General features: G+C 35.1%; 20 protein-coding genes. All 20 read right to left on the reverse strand.

Going from position 1 to position 18772, the window contains the following annotated elements:
* Positions 1–82: 82 nt before the first annotated feature.
* The 20 genes from xerA to HMPREF0367_RS01510 all read right to left on the reverse strand — a co-directional run bounded on the left by xerA (position 83) and on the right by HMPREF0367_RS01510 (position 18723).
* Positions 83–982, reverse strand: a complete 900-nt coding sequence (xerA, locus tag HMPREF0367_RS01415; protein WP_035400412.1) for a site-specific tyrosine recombinase/integron integrase — start codon at positions 980–982, stop codon at positions 83–85.
* Complete coding sequence (trmFO, locus tag HMPREF0367_RS01420) at positions 975–2276, reverse strand: methylenetetrahydrofolate--tRNA-(uracil(54)-C(5))-methyltransferase (FADH(2)-oxidizing) TrmFO (protein ID WP_035400414.1); 1302 nt, start codon at positions 2274–2276, stop codon at positions 975–977. Before trmFO ends, xerA begins: the two co-directional genes overlap by 8 nt.
* Entirely contained in the window at positions 2276–4405 is a 2130-nt protein-coding gene (gene topA, locus HMPREF0367_RS01425) for a type I DNA topoisomerase (RefSeq protein WP_035400416.1), read from the reverse strand. Before topA ends, trmFO begins: the two co-directional genes overlap by 1 nt.
* A gap of 64 nt (positions 4406–4469) precedes the next feature.
* Positions 4470–5207 carry a DNA-processing protein DprA gene (locus HMPREF0367_RS01430; RefSeq protein ID WP_081683604.1) on the reverse strand — a complete coding sequence of 246 codons (738 nt, stop codon included), beginning with the start codon at positions 5205–5207 and terminating at the stop codon, positions 4470–4472.
* 42 nt (positions 5208–5249) lie between these two features.
* The gene (locus HMPREF0367_RS01435) at positions 5250–5858 is read right to left on the reverse strand and encodes a ribonuclease HII (RefSeq protein ID WP_051335116.1); all 609 of its coding nucleotides are present in this window, start codon (positions 5856–5858) and stop codon (positions 5250–5252) included.
* Positions 5848–6705, reverse strand: a complete 858-nt coding sequence (ylqF, locus tag HMPREF0367_RS01440) for a ribosome biogenesis GTPase YlqF (RefSeq protein WP_022355829.1) — start codon at positions 6703–6705, stop codon at positions 5848–5850. Before ylqF ends, HMPREF0367_RS01435 begins: the two co-directional genes overlap by 11 nt.
* 8 nt (positions 6706–6713) lie before the next feature.
* Positions 6714–7325: a signal peptidase I gene (gene lepB, locus HMPREF0367_RS01445; protein WP_051335117.1), complete on the reverse strand. Its 612-nt coding sequence runs from the start codon at positions 7323–7325 to the stop codon at positions 6714–6716.
* A 77-nt stretch (positions 7326–7402) separates the two neighbouring features.
* Entirely contained in the window at positions 7403–7750 is a 348-nt protein-coding gene (rplS, locus tag HMPREF0367_RS01450; protein ID WP_022355831.1) for a 50S ribosomal protein L19, read from the reverse strand.
* Positions 7751–7852: 102 nt separating this feature from the next.
* Positions 7853–8572: a tRNA (guanosine(37)-N1)-methyltransferase TrmD gene (gene trmD, locus HMPREF0367_RS01455; protein ID WP_035400422.1), complete on the reverse strand. Its 720-nt coding sequence runs from the start codon at positions 8570–8572 to the stop codon at positions 7853–7855.
* A complete protein-coding gene (gene rimM, locus HMPREF0367_RS01460; RefSeq protein ID WP_035400424.1) occupies positions 8569–9054 on the reverse strand; it encodes a ribosome maturation factor RimM in 486 nt (161 codons plus the stop codon). The genes trmD and rimM overlap by 4 nt, the downstream gene beginning before the upstream one ends.
* Positions 9055–9097: 43 nt before the next feature.
* Positions 9098–9346, reverse strand: coding sequence for a KH domain-containing protein (locus tag HMPREF0367_RS01465; RefSeq protein ID WP_015535709.1), 249 nt, complete (start codon positions 9344–9346; stop codon positions 9098–9100).
* On the reverse strand, positions 9346–9615 hold the full coding sequence (gene rpsP, locus HMPREF0367_RS01470) for a 30S ribosomal protein S16 (protein WP_022355834.1): 270 nt from the start codon (positions 9613–9615) through the stop codon (positions 9346–9348). The genes HMPREF0367_RS01465 and rpsP overlap by 1 nt, the downstream gene beginning before the upstream one ends.
* Before the next feature lie 57 nt (positions 9616–9672).
* Positions 9673–10050: a hypothetical protein gene (locus HMPREF0367_RS01475; RefSeq protein ID WP_035400427.1), complete on the reverse strand. Its 378-nt coding sequence runs from the start codon at positions 10048–10050 to the stop codon at positions 9673–9675.
* Between the two features lie 5 nt (positions 10051–10055).
* Entirely contained in the window at positions 10056–12176 is a 2121-nt protein-coding gene (locus HMPREF0367_RS01480; protein ID WP_035400429.1) for a TIR domain-containing protein, read from the reverse strand.
* 12 nt (positions 12177–12188) lie between these two features.
* Positions 12189–13589 (reverse strand): RyR domain-containing protein, encoded by a 1401-nt coding sequence (locus tag HMPREF0367_RS01485; RefSeq protein WP_169815927.1) that lies wholly within the window; start codon positions 13587–13589, stop codon positions 12189–12191.
* 74 nt (positions 13590–13663) lie between these two features.
* Complete coding sequence (gene ffh, locus HMPREF0367_RS01490) at positions 13664–15079, reverse strand: signal recognition particle protein (RefSeq protein WP_035400435.1); 1416 nt, start codon at positions 15077–15079, stop codon at positions 13664–13666.
* Between the two features lie 37 nt (positions 15080–15116).
* Positions 15117–15617, reverse strand: a complete 501-nt coding sequence (locus HMPREF0367_RS01495) for a GNAT family N-acetyltransferase (RefSeq protein WP_035400437.1) — start codon at positions 15615–15617, stop codon at positions 15117–15119.
* Entirely contained in the window at positions 15614–16555 is a 942-nt protein-coding gene (locus tag HMPREF0367_RS01500) for a glycosyltransferase family 2 protein (protein ID WP_035400439.1), read from the reverse strand. Before HMPREF0367_RS01500 ends, HMPREF0367_RS01495 begins: the two co-directional genes overlap by 4 nt.
* 10 nt (positions 16556–16565) lie before the next feature.
* Positions 16566–17294, reverse strand: a complete 729-nt coding sequence (locus HMPREF0367_RS01505; protein WP_035400442.1) for an ABC transporter permease — start codon at positions 17292–17294, stop codon at positions 16566–16568.
* Between the two features lie 49 nt (positions 17295–17343).
* Entirely contained in the window at positions 17344–18723 is a 1380-nt protein-coding gene (locus HMPREF0367_RS01510; protein WP_035400445.1) for a tetratricopeptide repeat protein, read from the reverse strand.
* Positions 18724–18772 lie beyond the last annotated feature (49 nt).

Genomic DNA, 18772 nt, shown 5'->3' on the forward strand with positions numbered 1-18772 from the left:
AACGAATCCATGATGTGTGTATTCGCGCATTTTCGCGCTACTAGATTATAACAAGTCAATATCGACTATTCAAGTAAAAATATCATTGTTTTGCCAAAGGATGTGCCTTCTGATACACATCTTTGAGCTGTTTGGTCGAGACATGCGTATAAATCTGGGTCGTTGATAAAGAAGCATGCCCTAAAAGTTCCTGGACAACACGAATATCGGCACCATTATCCAACAAATGCGTCGCGAAGCTATGACGAAACATATGTGGATGCACATCCATGTCCATTCCTATATTTAATGCATGTTTTTTCATTAAAAACTGAACGCCTCTTGAAGTCAGTCCTTTTCCTTTTTGTGAAATGAATACATGATTATCGCCTTTTTCATATTTTTCATAATATACAAGACGATATTTCTTCAGTTCTTTTTCAAATCCTTTGAAAAAAGGTACGATTCTTTCTTTATTTCCTTTTCCCAGGATGCGTACACACCTTTGATTCAGATCAACATCCTGCCATTTCAAATTAACCAGTTCGCTAACACGAAGACCACAGGCATACATCATAGTAAACATGGTCTTATCCCGAAACTCAATCGGGTCATTTTCATCATATGTGTCTAAAAAATTTTCTATCTCTGAAAGAAATAAGAAATCTGGAATTTTTCTTTTATTTTTAGGCGTCTTGATTGAAGAAAGCGGGTTGGCATTGATTCCGATATATTCATTCAGGTAACGATAGAATGATCGATATGTAGAAATCTTACGAGCAATCGTTGAATTTTTCGCCGATGTTCCATCCGGTAAAACTCTTAGCTCCATCAAAAAATTCATAAAAGTCAGACGATCTACATCTTCAAAATTTGTGATCCCCTGACTTTCAAGATATTCTTTAAATTGAGTTAAATCCCTTTTATAAGCATCAACGGTTTTTTCAGACTGGGAATTTCTACGATATATATATTGTAGAAATCGTTCAATCAACTCATTCATCTAAAAGCCCCTGTATCGTTTTGATGCGTTCGAGTGCCTGATTGCATAATTTCTCTTTACGTTCATGTTTTCTACATTTCTCATTCAAATGCATGATGCCAAAATTGGCGTTCATTGGCTGGAAATGTTTTGGATCACAATGAGTCACATAATATGCCTGAGAACCCATCACACATGTATTTCCAAAGATAATTGGTTCTTTATCGTTTAAATAACGAGCCATGTTGATCCCGGCAATCATCCCACTTGCACAAGATTCCACATATCCTTCAACACCTGTGATCTGCCCGGCAAAGAACAGATCCTCACGAATTTGTGTTTGGTATGTTTCTTTTAAACAAGTTGGACTCGATAAATAAGAATTTCGATGCATGACACCATAACGAGTAATCTTTAAATTTTCCAAACCAGGAATCAAGGAGAATACTCTTCTTTGTTCCGGCCATGTTAGATGGGTTTGAAAACCAACAATATTGTACATAGAAGCTGCAACATTATCCTGACGTAACTGCACGACCGCAACAGGATGATGATTTTCATCTTTTTGTAAACCGACTGGTTTCAAAGGCCCAAACAATAATGTTTTCTTGCCTCGTTTTGCCATTTCTTCAATTGGCATACATCCTTCAAAATACTTCTCATCTTCAAAATCATGTAAATGTGCACATTGGGCATGGATCAAGGCATCATAAAACTGTTCAAACTCTTGTGCATCCATCGGACAATTGATATAACTAGCCTCTCCTTTATCATAACGAGACTTATAATAAGCTTTATTAAAATCGATACTGTCTTTTTCAACAATTGGAGCAGCTGCATCATAAAAATGAAGCGTACCAGTATGAAGATACTCACAAATGGCCTTAGCTAAATCATCACTTGTCAAAGGGCCGGTCGCAATGATGCATGGCCCTTCAGGGATCTCTGTGATTTCTTCATTGATGACAGTAATATTTTCATGATTTCGAATCGTATCCGTAATATAGTGCGAAAAACTTTCTCTATCTACAGCCAAAGCACTTCCTGCAGGAACGCTGGTCGCATCCGCAGCTTTTATGATCAGTGAATCCAATAATCGCAACTCTTCTTTTAAGATTCCCACTGCATTGTTCAAAGAATTGGAACGCAATGAATTCGAACATACTAGTTCTCCAAATAAATCTGTATGAAATGCTGGCGGATATTTTTTAGGTCGCATCTCAATCAAATTAACTTTTATTCCTCGTTTTGCACATTGATAAGCCGCCTCACACCCAGCAAGGCCGGCTCCAATGATCGTAACTTGTTTTTCCATTATTTCTTTTCCTTCGGTTCTTTTTTAATATAACGACATTTTGGATAATTTGAACAACCTATAAAAGTTGTACCATAGCGCGATTTACGTTTAACCAGTTCATGACCACATTCTGGACACATCTCTCCTGTTGGTTCTGGTTTTGCCTTTTCTTTTAAAGGCTGTATCGTCTTACACTCAGGATAGTTTGAACAAGCCCAGAAAGGCCCATAACGACCTTTTTTTATGATCATCTTGCTGCCACAATTTGGACAAATCTTTTCTTCTTGATTTGGATCTGCATTCTCCTGCTCTGCTTCATCATTTTCAGTATAACGACAGGAAGGAAAATTGATGCACGAAATAAACTTGCCATAACGTCCATTTCTATAAACTAGATCGCCTCCACAAGAAGGGCAGGTTCTTCCAACTTTTTCTAATTCCATCTTTGGCATTTTTGAATACGCATCTTCAACGATAGGAGCAAATTTATCATAGAATTGATGCATATATGCGATTGAATCTTGTTTTCCTTCCGCAATTTCATCCAAGGTCTTTTCCATATCCGCCGTATATTCAACATTGATCACATCGGAAAAATACTGCCCCAGTTTTTCATCTGTCAACATTCCCTGCTTTGTTGGAACAAACACCTTGGTCTTGCTGGTTTCAGAAGTTTTCTCAAGTGTTGCATATCCTCGTTTTTGCAAAGTATCTATGATCGTTGCATATGTACTAGGTCGACCGATTGATTTTTCTTCTAGTTCTTTGATCAATCTAGCTTCTGTATAACGAGCCGGTGGTTCTGTGAAGTGCTGCTTTGGTTCTACAACCACATCATGGAACACTTCATTCTCTTCAATTTTCGGCAAGAGTTCATCTGTTTGCTTTTCATATTTCTTATAAACTTTTGTGTATCCATCAAAAGCCATTGTCTGTCCACTTGCGCTATACTGCAAACCATCCACTTCAAATGTAATTGTAGTAACATTAAAGCTTGCCTCTTTCATTAAGGATGCCAATGTTCTGGCATAAATCAAAGAGTATAAACGATATTGATCATTGGTCAAATATTGTTTGATACTTTCAGGCGTATTTTTGATATCCGTAGGACGAATGGCTTCATGGGCATCCTGCGTATTGGCTTTATTTTTGGTATGCGCCTTACCAACATATTCTTTTCCATATTCGTCTTGGATATAAGCTAACGTATCTTTGACAAACAAATCAGAAAGACGCGTAGAATCTGAACGCATATATGTGATAAGACCTTGCATCTGTCCTCCTAAATCAATACCTTCATACATCTTCTGGGCAATGCTCATGGTCTTTCTAGCTCCAAATCCTAATTTGGTACTTGCTTCCTGCTGCATTGTTGATGTTGTAAAAGGAAGCTTAGGCTTTTTTTTCTTTGAGCGTTTTGTGATCGAAGTCGCAATAAAATCGCCTTTTGATCGTTCGACAATTTCACTAGCCTGTTGCTCATTCTTTAGTTTTGGTTTTTTACCATCTACTTTAGACAAAGTTGCTTCAAAACTCTGTGTCCCTTTTTTCAGATTGGCATGAACGCTCCAATACTCTTCCGATTTGAACGCTTTGATTTCATTTTCTCTTTCTACGATCAACTTAAGTGCTACAGACTGTACACGTCCAGCTGATTTTGAACGAATCTTGTTTTGTAATAACTTGCTCAATTTAAATCCAATGATACGGTCTAACATTCGTCTTGTTTCCTGACTTCTTACCAAATCCATATCAATATGCTTGGGATGTTCCATAGCTTCAAGGATAGCCGGTTTGGTTACTTCATGAAACACGATACGCTTTGTCGTGTCGATATCTAAATCAAGAACTCTAGCTAAATGCCATGCGATTGCCTCCCCTTCACGGTCCGGGTCACTGGCCAGATATACATCTTTGGCTTTCTTTGTCAGTTCTTTTAACTCTTTTACTACGTCTTTTTTCTCTTTACTTATTTTATATGTAGGTTCAAAATCGTGATCTACATCAATTCCTAACCCTTCTTTTCCACTTGTGGCCAAATCACAAATATGACCTTTGCTGGAAACGACCTTGTAATCTTTTCCAAGATATTTTTCAATCGTTTTAGATTTTGATGGAGACTCAACGATAACTAAATTCTTTTTCATCTTCGTAAAACTCCCTCCAATGTTCACGCTCTATAAAACAATAAAAAAATTGATTTGTCAATTCCTAAAGATATTCTAATTCCTTTTCACTTGACAAAATATTTGCTCCCTGACTAATTAAATAATTACATCCTTGATACCTTACATCATTAAAAGCTGTTGGTAAACAATAGACCGGTTTCGAAAGTTCCAACATCTCATTCACCGTTAACATCGTTCCACTTTTGATCGTAGCTTCGATCACGATCAAGGACTCGCTTAAAGCCGCAATCAAACGATTTCTCCAAGGAAAATTTCTGGCATATGGAGCAACCCCGGGTGGATATTCACTGATCACAAGCTGTATGGCATACATCTTTAAAAACAGCTCTTTATTCACATACGGATAAATTCGATCAATACCACAGCCAATGATTCCTATCGTATCCTTGTCTAAACTTGCCCAATGACTTGCCGCATCAATTCCTTTTGCCAAACCCGATACGATGCAGTAACGTTGTTTTAAGCGCTGACTGACAAGAGTCGCATTTTCTATAGCCTTTTGACTGCAGTTTCTTGCTCCAACGATTCCCACACATCTTTTTTCCAATAGATCATAATTACCTCGATAAAAGATGATCCATGGTGGAAAGCGAAGTTGTCGAAACGATAATGGATAGGCTTCATCTACGATTGTGACATATGACTCAGAAATCTTAATTTCCTGAAAACTTTCTTTTGATCGTATCGCTTGTCCGATCTTATTCCAATCACCTTGATATTTTATGGCATAATACAAAATAGCTTTTCTCATTTCATTCATACTTTCTATTACACCGCAAAAAGAAAAAGGAACAAAAAGTTCCTAAAAAAGTTTAATTTCCAACATTTTTTGCACAGGCCCATAACTTCTTCTATGGCAGTCTAAGACACCATATGTATTTAATGCCTCTATATGTGCCTTCGTTGGATATCCTTTATGTTTACTAAATCCATACATAGGATACAGCTCATCCAGCTTTTTCATATATCGATCTCGTGTAACTTTGGCTAAGATGCTGGCAGCTGCAATCGATAAAGATTTTTGATCTCCTTTTATAACCGATTCCCATTCCTTGTCCAGCGATGGTAAAGGCATGGCATCACTTAAAACGATATCAACAGGTGCATTATGCGCTATTTCCAACATTGCCTCCTGCGTTGTGCGATAGATATTCTTTTTATCGATGATCTTTTCTTCAATGACCAGTATTTGATACCACAAAGCTTCATTGGTGATCAAGGAGAACAAAGCTTCTCTTTTTTTCTCTGTCAACTTTTTGGAATCATCGATCATTTTATTTGTAAATCCTTTTTCAAAACAGACACCAGCTACGACCAATGGACCGGCAATCGGACCACGTCCGGCTTCATCAATGCCTAGAACATCTTGATGCAGATCCCAATGATCAAAATCAATTGGCCTATCCAACATTTGGTTTCTCCCAGGTAATCAGCCCACATTTATTTTCACGCATATCTTTGACAAACGAATTCATCAATCGATTCTCATCAATCTGTCCTTTTTGAAGATATCCTCGCTTGATCGCAACTTGTTCTAATGTATGCCATGGTGTGTCTTGAATTTCGATTCCATAGGTTTCAATCAAAGAAGAAGGATTATTTTCCATCAACCATTCAACCGCAAACATTGCTAACTCATCCATGGTTACGACCTCATCACGAATCGATCCCAACAAAGCAAGCTTTAAACCAATCTGCTGGTCATCAAATTTAGGCCATAATACCCCTGGTGTATCCAAAAGCTCAAGATCTTTATCCAATTTGATCCATTGTAGACTTTTTGTAACTCCTGGCTTATCTGCTGTTTTGGCCGCTTTTCTCTTAGCCAAAGTATTGATCATAGTTGACTTGCCAACATTAGGAATCCCACACACCATGGCACGTAAAGCCCTGGGCTTGATTCCGCGGCGTTTTTGTTTTTCTATAAAAGAAGCACACAAAGTTTTAGAAGCCTGTACAATAGCTGCTTTATAATTCTCATGTACTAAATCCAAGGCAATGACACGTACATTGTCTTTTTCTAAATACGTGATCCACTCTTTGGTTAATTTAGGATCTGCTTTGTCTTTTTTAGACAAGATGATCAATCTAGGTTTTGTATGAATGATGCCATCCAGCATAGGATTTCGACTCGAATCTGGTATCCTGGCATCACGGATCTCGATGACAAAATCGACTTTCTTCAAGTTTTCTTCCATCTGCCTGGCAGCCTTTGTCATATGTCCTGGAAACCATTGTATTTTTTTTGAATTCTGCATAGTCTCTCCTACTTAACACCCATTTCGCTTAATGGAAAGATAACGATCACATTTTTGCCAAAAATCTGATCTTTATGAACAGGACCTACTGAAGTATCGCGAGAATCTTTTGAATATGGGCGGTTGTCTCCCATCACAAAATACTCATCTTCTCCTAAAGTAATCGGACCAAAATCCATATTAAAATATCCAAATTGATCGATCATGCTTTGTTTATAATCTTCATCAATATATTCACTTTCATCCAAGACTTCGCCATTGATATAGATTTGCTCATTGATACATTCAATTGTTTCGTTTGGCATACCAATGATACGTTTTACCCAATGACTTGTTTCCTGTGTATCGGGATCTGTCATTCTTACCACGACAACCTCCCCACGTTCTGGTTCAGTCAATAATGTTCCAATAATATTCGTAAATCCAATCTCTCCATCCTTCAGTGTTGGATCCATGCTCTTACCATAAACCGTTACTGGATGTGCGATAAAATTAATAAACAACAAAATTAGGACCGTTCCGATCACAAAAATCTTCAAAAAATCCAGTATATCCTCTAACAGTGTTCTTTCATCTTCTTCATTGTAACGAAATGAAGAACTTTTCTTTAGTTTTTTCATCAACATCTACCCCTTTAATTAAATACACCCTTATTATACACAATTTTAAAAAAAGCTGGATATATAATCCAGCCTAATTAACGAACTTCTTTTAAACGAGCAGCTTTACCAGAACGTCCGCGTAAGTAATGTAACTTGTTACGACGAACTTTACCGTGACGAACTACTTCAATTTTTTCAATGATTGGTGAGTGTAATGGGAATTTACGTTCTACACCGATCTGGTTAGAAATCTTACGAACTGTGAATGATTCTGCGATTCCTCCACCTGTACGTTCGATTACAACACCTTCGAAAACCTGGATACGAGATTTTCCACCTTCGATAATTTTAACGTGAACTCGTACGGTACTTCCTGAACGGAATTCAGGAATATCTGTTTTTAACTGAGATTTTGTAATTTCGTTAACTAGATTTAAATTCATCTTTCTTTCCTCCTGTATCTCGTTCGATCATATTGTTCATTCGCAAAAATAACTGCCAGCGGAACAGATCGTGCATAAATGCTAAAATATGATATCACATCTTTATTCTTTAGGCAATAAAGAATCTAAGAAATCTTTGTCTTCTTTTGTCAATGGATATTCGTTTAATAAATCTTTACGATGATAGTATGTATTCTCTAAAGCTTTTTGATGGCGCCATTTTGCAATATTGGCATGATGTCCACTCAACAATACATCCGGTACTCTTTTTCCATCATATTCTACTGGTTTTGTATATTGAGGATATTCCAGTAAACCATTAGAGAATGAATCATCCTGCCAACTATCCTGGCGAATGACTCCTGGCAATAAACGAAGAATGGCATCACACATAACTACACAGGCCGATTCGCCACCAGTCAAGACAAAATCTCCCAAAGACATTTGAATATCAACATAATCACGAATTCTTTCATCAAAACCTTCATAATGACCACAAATAAAGATCAAATGATCCTTTAAGGAAAGCTCTTTTGCCCTGGATTGATTAAAAGTCTGACCCTGTGGAGTCAATAAGATCACAGTGCTATCCTTTGTACGTATGCTCTTTAAAGCATCCAGTATCGGTTGACACATCAAAACCATACCGGCACCTCCACCATAAGGTGTATCATCAACATGACCATGCTTTTCCTGTGTAAATTTTCGAAAATCGATCACTTCGTATTCAAAAAGATCTTTTTCTTTAGCTCTTTTGATGATGCTGGTATTCCATAAAGGTTCAAAATATTCTGGAAATAATGTTAGAATACTGATTTTCATCGCAAGCCTTCCATTTCTTTGATCGTGATCTTTTTTTGTTCGACATCTACATCAATCAAAAAAGCATCTACAAAAGGAAGTAAAAAGCTCTTTTTTCCATCTTGAATACGCAGAACCAAATTCGCTCCTGTTTCCAAGATATCGCTGACTTTGCCAAGATATTCCTCCTGTTCATTAAATACTTTACAATCAACCAGTTCATAGTAATAATACTCATCTTCACTCTTTAAAAGGTCTGATTTTTTGATGAACACTTCTTTGGTCTTTAAAGCTTCAGCTTTTTCTATTGTATCAACACCAACAAACTTACAATAGCCAAACCCTTTCTGCTCACGATAGCTAATTACTTCTAATTCCGTATCATCTTGCAGATAGAGAATATTTCCTTTTTTAAAGCGCTCCTGGGGTTGATCTGTATGAATGTATAATTTACATTCGCCTTTAAGACCATGCGTATTAATGATCGTTGCTACCCTAAGCATGTTCTACCTCCCTTAAAAAAATTAGGATGCGCGATCACACATCCTAATAAGCTTCAAACTTCACAGAAACTCGCTTATGAGTTTCTCTTGCAGCAATTGACATCATCTGACGTATACTGCTTGCCATTGAACCTTTACGTCCAATTAGACGAGCTACATCTTCACTGTTCGCATACACGTATAATAAGACTTCGTTTTCATTTGTTGATGACATTGTCTTTACCGATAAAGAGTTCTTATCATCAACAAGTGGTGTACAAAGATCTAAAAGCGTTTTTTCTAAATCTACCATTATTTTGACATTTTAGCTTCATGAAATTCTTTCATGATGCCTTCTTTTGACAAGATAGCACGAACAGTATCAGTTGGTTTAGCTCCATTGTTCAACCATTTCATAGCAACTTCTTTATTTAAAGTTACCTGATTTTCAGTAGCGATTGGATTATATGTACCAACTTCTTCAATGATACGTCCATCACGAGGACTACGTGAATCAGCTGCTACGATACGGTAGAAAGGACGTCCCTTTTTACCCATTCTTTTTAAACGTAATTTTACCATTTTCTTAACCTTCCTTTTCTTTAAGCTCGTATAGAATACCATGCCTTATTTAAAGTGTCAAGTATTTTTGCTTGACAGTATCACAGTTTCAAAAGAAACTTCACGACCATCTTCTATTAAGATCAATTTTGAATCTTCAGAACGTTTAAAATTCAGTTCATATACAAGAGTATCTATTTTATCACCCGTATTAAAAGAAATTGAATATTCTTTATCTTTGATTCCCATATTAACACTCTCTGGATCTACATTCATTTTATAAAAAACCACATAACTATTATTAGCTCCTGAAATCAAATAGATTGAATCTTCTTTCTTTTCAACCATAGAGTATTGATCTAGAATGTTCGAATCAACTTGTTTCAAAGATTCTTGTGGTTTAGCACATCCGCTAAAAAGAAATAAGCAACAAAGAATAGTTAAAAATATTTTCATCTTGATCACCTGCTGCATATCTCAATATGATTTGAACTATTAAACTTTTCCATAAACTCTTCTTTTTCTAAATTGTTTTTAAAAAGCATTTGTACTTCACCTAATAAAAAATCAATTTCATCTGAAACATTCACATTTTCTATACAAATCGGAATAATGATCTTATTTCTTCTATCTGCAAATCTCAATTCCTTTAAGCAATATTTTGAATTAATTGAATGTCTAGAAAGAAAGAATATAAAATGTGATGCATTTTTTATATGATTCATTAAATTTTCAGTCCATGATGATCCTGCCCTGATTCCTTCATCAAACCAAATGCGATACCCTTGATTTATTAGCATTTGTAAAACTTCTTTTACTACCTTGCTATCGGTATGAGAATAACTCACAAAGATATACGGTTTATCTCCTTCATACGCCTTAATTGGTTTATTTGAATTGGCTTTTGTCTCTACTTTAGTCTTATCAATCGATTTATTCTCTGGTTTCTTATTTAAAAGATTGTTTATACGTTCAATATCTGCTTTGCAATCTTTTCCTGATTCATTAGCTTTTTTATACCAATTCAAAGCCTCTGTTAAATTTTTCTTGACCCCTTGTCCACTTTCATAGATTCGTCCAATTTGACTTTGCGTATATCCATAAAGATTTCCTTTTAGATAAAGTTGAAGTGCTTTTTGATAATCTTTTTTTGTACCATTGCCATAATAATAACATTCAGCTAGCCAAGCATGTGCTGTCTTATTTTCTAAATCCGATGATTTTTTAAACAATTCAAAAGCTTTTTGATAATCTTGTTGAATACCTTTTCCTTCGTAATATAGAATCCCTAAACTTATCATTGAATCAGTATTCCCAAAATCAATACTTTTTTGATAATGTTCAATTGCTTTTTGATAATCTTTTTGCGTTCCATAGCCGTAAAAATAACACTTAGCTAACCAACCATGCGCTGCGATTTCACCTAAATCTGATGCTTTTTTAAACAATTCAAAGGCTTTATTATAATCTTTTTGACATCCTTCTCCCTTATAATACAAAGTACCTAAATTATGCATACACCCTGTACAACCTAAATCAACACCTTTTTGATAATGTTCAATTGCTTTATTAATATCAATTGGCGTCCCTAATCCATGTTCATAGATATATCCAATTTGACCTTCATTATGTCTGCTCGATTTTGCTTTTAAATAGAGTTGGAGTGCTTTTTGATAATCTTTTTTTGCACCATTACCATAATAATAACAATCCGCTAACCAACCATGCGCTGTGGTATAACCTAGATCCGATGCTTTTTTAAACAGTTCAAAAGCTTTATTGTAATCTTTTTGAACGCCTTCCCCATTATAATACAAAGCACCTAAATTGTTCATACTAGGGGCATGACCAAAATCAACACCTTTTTGAAAGTGTTCAGCCGCCTTAGGATAATCAGAACCAGTGCTTAAACCACGTGCATAGATACATCCAATTTGGTATTCAATAACTCCTCTAGGCTTTACTTTTAAATAAAACTGGAGTGCTTTTTCATAATTGATCTTTGTACCTTGTCCGTAAAAATAACAATCTGCTAAATACTCGTAAGCTAGACTTTCTCTTAAGTCACAAGCTTTTTTAAATAAACCAAAAGCCTTATTGTAATCTTGTTGAACTCCTTTCCCATCATAATATAATCTTCCTAAATGATAAATTGCATTTGCAACATTTGCATTTGCTGCTTTTTCATACCATCCAAAAGCAGAATCTAGATTCTTTTTGGTTCCTTTACCATATTCATAACAATATCCAAGCCAATTCATAGCGAATGCATATCCATCTATTGAAGAGGATAAAAAGCATTCAAATGCTTTTACATAATCAATTTTTGTATTATTTCTGCCTTTATAATAATCAACACCTTTTTCAAACAATTCTTTTGATTCTGTGTTCGAACTCAAAGTTTGTTTTGATTGTACATTTTTGTACTTTCCTTCAAGTATCAATTTTTCCAATGCCGCAATAGCTGGCTTATAATTCATTTTTGCAGCATTTTTAAAATAAGCTCCAGCCATTCTATAATCGCAATCATTTAGAGCTTCTACACCCATTTGATAAATTTCTTTAGCTTCTGTTTGTTCCATTTTCACACCTCCTTATTTAAATTCTAATAATAATTTAACTGTATCGCGATCTTTATCTTTTTCCACTTTCGAGAGTTTTTCATATGGAATCAAATCAATATGTATTTTTTGTTTAGAATCTTTATTTTTGCCATTTGCCGGAATTCCATACTTCCAATTTGATAGGTAATGATATCGACTCCAACGTATATGTTCCAAGTGTGCCAAGTAATCAATCCGTTCATCAGTCAGATTATTTAAATCCCAATCTTGGATAAGCTTTAAACGCGTAACGTGATAATCTGTACTGCTGATATTCGAGTATTTTGTGAATGTATCTAATTTATTCCATTCAAGCTCTTTATTCACTTCATTTTCTTCAACATTGTTATAAAGATGTGCATATCTTAAATTCAATCTTTTTGCTACATCAAGAGTTCTCTCATTAAAGATATTCTCTTTTGTTAGAGCTAATTGTTTAAAATCAAAAATATTGAGTCGATTTTGTTCTGATAATAAATCATAGATTGAAGGGTTATCGGCAAAGACTTCGATTTCATTTATCGTTGTCTGCATCAATAAAGTTTGAATAATAGATAACTGATTATTTTGTTCGCAGAAAATAACCACGTCAGCTTTGTTGATAAGATCTAAATGTGACTCCCAATGATCATAAAATACAACAGTATCAGAAATATTAGCTAAGCTCGAATAAATTGAAGTAAAATGTTCTTCTTCTCCAAACACATCATATGTAATATGCTGGCCAGGGTCAAAGATGTTATTCTGTAAAGCTTGCAGAATTATTTCTTTTCCTAAATTCCCAAATCCGATCAATACAATATGTGCATCTTTAATATTCGCTAAAATTTTTTTAATATCAAATTTATTCCAATATAGTCTAGCACTAATTTCATTCATATTAAATAATTTAACATTATCATTCGATATGAGTTGAGAACGTAGTGTTTCACATTGAATATAAACTTTCTTATCCCTTAATTTTTCTTTATGGTTTTCATAAAACAAAAGATTCTCTTCTTCAGCTCCACATAAGATATATCGATGTGCTTTTACAAATTCAAAATCTTCTGTTTCAATAATTGGGTTATTTAGTGATTGTTTTATAATACTGCATAATTCAGCGTTTCCATATAGTACAACACTATCATTTCTTTGATATTTTATATAATTATAAATACGTTGACGATAATATGAAAAGAACATCAAAACACTGCTAAATGTCATAATTGGTGCTAACCATCTTGCCGCTTCAACATAATAGTTATAGGCAGGTCCTTCATAGGCAACAAAGTACATGCTGAAAGAATAGAAAAGTGCATCCGACATTGGAATTTGTGCTTCTGTTAACCCAATGATTCCAAGGATCAAAGGAAGAATGAGGAATATGTAACTGATTTTAAGCGTTTTCATAATTAAATGATAGCACAAATTACTCTGTTTCTTAAAAAAATGAAAAAGAATGTTCGCATAGAACATTCTGTAGGTTATTTCTTCTTTTTCTTTTTTGATTTCTTTTGTTTTTTGCTTCCTGTATGTTTGGACATACCTGGCATTCCAGCACCTCTTTGCATATTGCTTAAAGCATTCATATTTGGCATCTTTCCGCCGTTCATGACTTTTGTAAGCATCTGCATTTGTTCCAATTGATTGATCAATTTATTAACATCCATCACCTTGACACCGGCACCTTTGGCAATACGATTTTTTCTTGATGCCTTTAAGCAGGAAGGATTTTCTCGTTCAAAAGGTGTCATAGACAAGATAATGGCTTTATTTTTCTTCATAGAGTCATTAACCTGGTCATCATCGACCTTGTTGACCATCTTGCCCATTCCCGGGATCATCTTTAACATATTCTGCATTGATCCCATTTTCTGGATCTGACCAAACTGATCCAAAAGATCGTTAAATGTAAAGACACCCTGCTGCATACGCTTGGCCGTCTTTTGTTGAACTTCCATATCCAGTTTTTCCTGTGCCTGTTCAACAAGGGTAACGATATCTCCCATGCCCAGAATTCGATCCGCCATACGATCTGGATGGAATTCTTCAAGGTCTTCTACCTTTTCACCACTGGAAACAAATAATACAGGAACATTGGTAATGCTACGAACAGATAGCAGTCCACCACCACGAGCATCGCCATCCATCTTTGTTACAACCAAGCCTGTAATGGATAAACGTTCATTGAATTCTTTGGCAACCGTAACAATATCCTGACCTGTCATTGCATCCACTGTCAATAAGATATCATCCGGTTTAACGAGTTCTTTCATCTCAGACAACTCGTTCATCAATTCATCATCAATATGTAAACGACCTGCCGTATCAAAGATCACAAGATCTTTTTGTCGATCCGCTGCATAGCGCATTGCCTGACGAGCTGTTTCAACCGCTGGCGTTTGGGCACCTAGTGTAAATACTTCAATGTCAATACTCTTGCCTAATGTCTGTAACTGTTCAATAGCTGCCGGTCTGACTACGTCACATGCAACTAACAAAACTCTTTTTGCCAGCTTCTGCTTGCAGTAGCGTGCGATCTTGGCAGATGCTGTTGTCTTACCTGTACCTTGAAGACCAACCATCATCAACGTTGTAATACCTTGTTTTTTAAAGTTGATCTTTGCGTCTTCTTCACCTAATAACGTTTGAATTTCATCGCGAACGATCTTAACGACCATCTGTCCAGGATTTAATGAATCCATGACTTCCTGGCCTAAAGCTTTTTCTTTTACATTCTCAACAAACTCTTTAACAACATTATAGTTAACATCCGCTTCCAAAAGTGACAGGCGCACTTCCTTCAGCATTTCATTCATATTTTTTTCAGTCAGTTTTCCCTGCCCGGAAACATTCTTTATCGCTTTATTCAAGCGTTCACTTAACGATTCAAATGCCATATATATTCTCCTTCAAACGCTACTAGTTTACCTAAAATTATGAAAAATTACAATCCTTGCACCAATGATATGCCCATCTTGGTTCACCATTTTTTAAAATGATTGTGCCAACGTGTTTAAAACCATGTCGAGTCAATAAATTCTGCATAGGAATATTGTCCTCATGCGTATCTATACGCACATTTTTATTGTGTTTAAATGCATAATTTAAGATTTCTTCTCCCATGTGTCTTTTTAAGCCTCTAGTAGCAACCTTATGTAAAACTGCATATGGCTCATCATTTGGCCATTCACCATCATAAATAATCTTGTAACATGGATCAATTCCTTGATAATATACAAAACTTGCCTGAATGATACCTTCACTTTCAAGCACATAAAAACGATCTTGTTGCATTTCCTCTAAAAGCTCATCTTTTGATGGATGGCCTTCTGGCCATTGGTTTGGATTGCCTGCCTGCATCATGAAAGCCCGTGCTCTTTGATAAATTTCTAATAGCACAGGCATATCTTCTATCGTAGCTAATCGCACTTTCATTGTTTATTCTCCAATTGTCTATCATAAGACCATCCTAATTTGAAGCGTGCAATTGCTAACCAGATACGATAAGCGACACACAATATCGGATTGATCTTTTTCCAGTCAATATTGGCAGGAATATAAACCGGATTATCTTTTTTAGAATAGAAGAAAATCAACGTATAGAGTATTACCATATCAGAATTATAATAATTTGAATCAAAAGAGAACTTTTCATCTGGATATAATTTATGCAAATAAGCTTCCTGATATTCATACGCTTTACGCATATCATATACAGTATCAAGATCCATATGGTTGGTCAAAGACCCCCTTCTTTGAACATAGTGGTAATATCGATTTGGAATCGTGCACACTTTTTTTGCATTATGGAATGCCTTAAAAATCGTGCGTGTATCCTCAAATCCTCTAGTACCGGAAGGAAAGCGTACATTGTCAAAACACTTCTTTGAAAATAGTTTTGCCCAGGGATAATTATTGACACCTTTATTAGATACCATATTATGTAAAGCTTCTAAACTTGTCATGGTCTTTTTAGGTGCAACTTTTCTAAATAATGGAAACAAGCCAAAATCCATCACATATCCACAAGCAACGATATCACAGTGTTCCCTTTGAACGACATCCATCATTTTCTCAATTGCTCTACGTGCTAGAAAATCATCACTGTCAACAAACATCACATAGTCACCATGAGCTTTATCTAAAGCGCGATTTCGGGTTGTGGAAATCCCGGCATTTTCATAATCATATACATATATATTGTTAAAGCGTTTTGAATACAACAACGCTATATCTCTAGAATTGTCCGTCGATCCATCATTGATGATAATGATTTCAATATCTTTATAAGTCTGCGCAACTAGTGAATCTAAACAACGTGATAGATAACGCTCAACATTATATACAGGTACCAAAATACTGACTAAAGGCATTATATCCCCCTTATCTAGTGATCAAATGTAACAATTTCTTTATTAACGCATCAAATACAAATACGATGAGAATCAACCAAATCGTCCATGCCATAACACTGGCTAGATCTATATCCAATCTTGCCAACTGAATCTGCCGACCAATACCCGTCTGAACTTGTCCAAGTATTTCTGCCATAACGCCTACTTTAAAAGCTAAAGAGCTTGCACTGATCAAGCTGGATACTACAGCTGATTTCATTAATGGAATATAAATTCGTGTAACCGTCACATACATACTTTGCGGATAGATCATCAAAACATCATGCCACAGATTTTCCTGTTCTTTTAAAGACTCAAAGATATTTTGATAAATAATCGGAAACAACAATAAAAAGGAAACTATAAATACCATAGTTTCTCTAGAAACCCAAAATAACAATAAGATCACATAAGTCACATTCGGAATCGAACGTAAGACCAATATTGTTTTTTCCAATAAACTAGATATGAAATGATTCCTTAAAGAAATGATCGCAATAAGTACTGCGACTATAAACGAAACAATAACAGAAAGCACAGCACGAAATACGCTCATGAATACAGAACTATAAAAGCTGGTCGCAAATAAAAGTTTGATCATGATTTCTATCACCATAAATGGTGAAGGAAGTATATAAATATTGTTGATCAGACACGATAATATCAACCAGAAAACCAAAAATCCTGCGATAAAATAGATCCAATGACGAACTTTCATGTCAGCCCCCTGTTATTGATTTTAGCATTTTTCCTACATAATACAAAATTTATTCGAGATTAAAGCTAGAATCCACATGATCTACTACATATTCCCAGAATATTTTTTTGCCTTCTACTTTTTCAGGATCGACCTGTAACATATCATTAAATAAACGATTGGAAACAGAATATCTTTCAAGTTTTAAACAAGCCTTTAAGATGATGATCGCATTATTGCCATCCGGCATCACATCATCATACATCCCAATAACACCTTCATAATCTTCCAATTGATATAAAGCTTTTAGCTTATGCGTAAGAAAATAAGTTTGATACTCTTTAGGAATATGATCAAATATATCAACTACCATCTCATATCTTTTATGTTTCAAATGTATATCCAATAAGATCATCATATAAAAGATATATTCTGAATCACTCTCCGGTTCAGCATGATTTACATCGTTTAGCAAATAATCTTGGTAATCGTATAAATCATGATCCAAGGCAAATTTTAATAGTAGAGTAAAAGCGCCACAGTTATCTTGCACATAAGGTTCCAAACAGCGCAAATACTGAATATTTGAAATATTTAAATGTTTTAGTGCTTCCGTATGTGCCAGAACAAAATCAAAAGGGTCATCATCCTTTAATTCATAATTCTCTATGATTTCATGAAATAAGATATTTGCGTTATCAAAATCATTGTTCTTTTCATAAATAGAGGCAAGATTGTATTTAAGTGCATCGCTATTGATTTCTTTTAGTGCCTCTAAGATATATGGTAAAGCCTCCTCTAGTCGGTTATTGGTAAATAAATAATCTGCTTTAATACGACTTAAAGAAGCACTAGAAATCATGTTTGTCTTCTGTGCAATCTGATCAGCCTCGTCAAAACAATTCGTAAAAATTAATTCCTGGCAGATAGGCTCGATCAAATAATCATTATCTAAAAGCTTTTCAAAATAATCCATAGCACGCGATACTTTACCGATACATAAATAAGAAACTGCACAGTTATACAAGACTTCCGGAGTTTCATTTTCTAATAATACATCTTCAAAATAAGAAATCGCATGTTCATAATCCTGTAAATGGAAATAAGAAAGACCAATCATATAAATTGTATGCATTAAATTCGGATCATCCTGTTCTAAATGACACTGTTTAAAATTCTGGATTGCGTTTTCAAAATCCTGTAAACCAAAATACGCATCTCCCAAACGTTCATATACAATGTCATTTTCTATACCATCTTCAAGAGCATCGTTCATTAACTCAATAACATAGTCATACTCTTCATTAGCCAAGAAAACGTCACTTGAAGCCATATAGTAAAACTCATCCTTACCATATTCAAAACAATATTCTTGAATGCTGTGTTCAGCATTTTCTAAGTCATCATTTTCTATTTGTTCAATAATCAGATCTTGCATTTTTTCCTGCATCATTGATTCTCCATTCTATATAAATCTGTATCTTCATCCACATTGGTCA

This window comes from Faecalitalea cylindroides ATCC 27803 (assembly GCF_000469305.1).
GTDB lineage: Bacteria > Bacillota_I > Bacilli_A > Erysipelotrichales > Erysipelotrichaceae > Faecalitalea > Faecalitalea cylindroides.

Bases quoted from the DNA above. Each gene is read 5' to 3' on its own strand.
- xerA (WP_035400412.1), bottom strand. From the start codon at position 982: ATGAATGAGTTGATTGAACGATTTCTACAATATATATATCGTAGAAAT.
- trmFO (WP_035400414.1), bottom strand. From the start codon at position 2,276: ATGGAAAAACAAGTTACGATCATTGGAGCCGGCCTTGCTGGGTGTGAG.
- topA (WP_035400416.1), bottom strand. From the start codon at position 4,405: ATGAAAAAGAATTTAGTTATCGTTGAGTCTCCATCAAAATCTAAAACG.
- HMPREF0367_RS01430 (WP_081683604.1), bottom strand. From the start codon at position 5,207: ATGAATGAAATGAGAAAAGCTATTTTGTATTATGCCATAAAATATCAA.
- HMPREF0367_RS01435 (WP_051335116.1), bottom strand. From the start codon at position 5,858: ATGTTGGATAGGCCAATTGATTTTGATCATTGGGATCTGCATCAAGAT.
- ylqF (WP_022355829.1), bottom strand. From the start codon at position 6,705: ATGCAGAATTCAAAAAAAATACAATGGTTTCCAGGACATATGACAAAG.
- lepB (WP_051335117.1), bottom strand. From the start codon at position 7,325: ATGAAAAAACTAAAGAAAAGTTCTTCATTTCGTTACAATGAAGAAGAT.
- rplS (WP_022355831.1), bottom strand. From the start codon at position 7,750: ATGAATTTAAATCTAGTTAACGAAATTACAAAATCTCAGTTAAAAACA.
- trmD (WP_035400422.1), bottom strand. From the start codon at position 8,572: ATGAAAATCAGTATTCTAACATTATTTCCAGAATATTTTGAACCTTTA.
- rimM (WP_035400424.1), bottom strand. From the start codon at position 9,054: ATGCTTAGGGTAGCAACGATCATTAATACGCATGGTCTTAAAGGCGAA.
- HMPREF0367_RS01465 (WP_015535709.1), bottom strand. From the start codon at position 9,346: ATGGTAGATTTAGAAAAAACGCTTTTAGATCTTTGTACACCACTTGTT.
- rpsP (WP_022355834.1), bottom strand. From the start codon at position 9,615: ATGGTAAAATTACGTTTAAAAAGAATGGGTAAAAAGGGACGTCCTTTC.
- HMPREF0367_RS01475 (WP_035400427.1), bottom strand. From the start codon at position 10,050: ATGAAAATATTTTTAACTATTCTTTGTTGCTTATTTCTTTTTAGCGGA.
- HMPREF0367_RS01480 (WP_035400429.1), bottom strand. From the start codon at position 12,176: ATGGAACAAACAGAAGCTAAAGAAATTTATCAAATGGGTGTAGAAGCT.
- HMPREF0367_RS01485 (WP_169815927.1), bottom strand. From the start codon at position 13,589: ATGAAAACGCTTAAAATCAGTTACATATTCCTCATTCTTCCTTTGATC.
- ffh (WP_035400435.1), bottom strand. From the start codon at position 15,079: ATGGCATTTGAATCGTTAAGTGAACGCTTGAATAAAGCGATAAAGAAT.
- HMPREF0367_RS01495 (WP_035400437.1), bottom strand. From the start codon at position 15,617: ATGAAAGTGCGATTAGCTACGATAGAAGATATGCCTGTGCTATTAGAA.
- HMPREF0367_RS01500 (WP_035400439.1), bottom strand. From the start codon at position 16,555: ATGCCTTTAGTCAGTATTTTGGTACCTGTATATAATGTTGAGCGTTAT.
- HMPREF0367_RS01505 (WP_035400442.1), bottom strand. From the start codon at position 17,294: ATGAAAGTTCGTCATTGGATCTATTTTATCGCAGGATTTTTGGTTTTC.
- HMPREF0367_RS01510 (WP_035400445.1), bottom strand. From the start codon at position 18,723: ATGCAGGAAAAAATGCAAGATCTGATTATTGAACAAATAGAAAATGAT.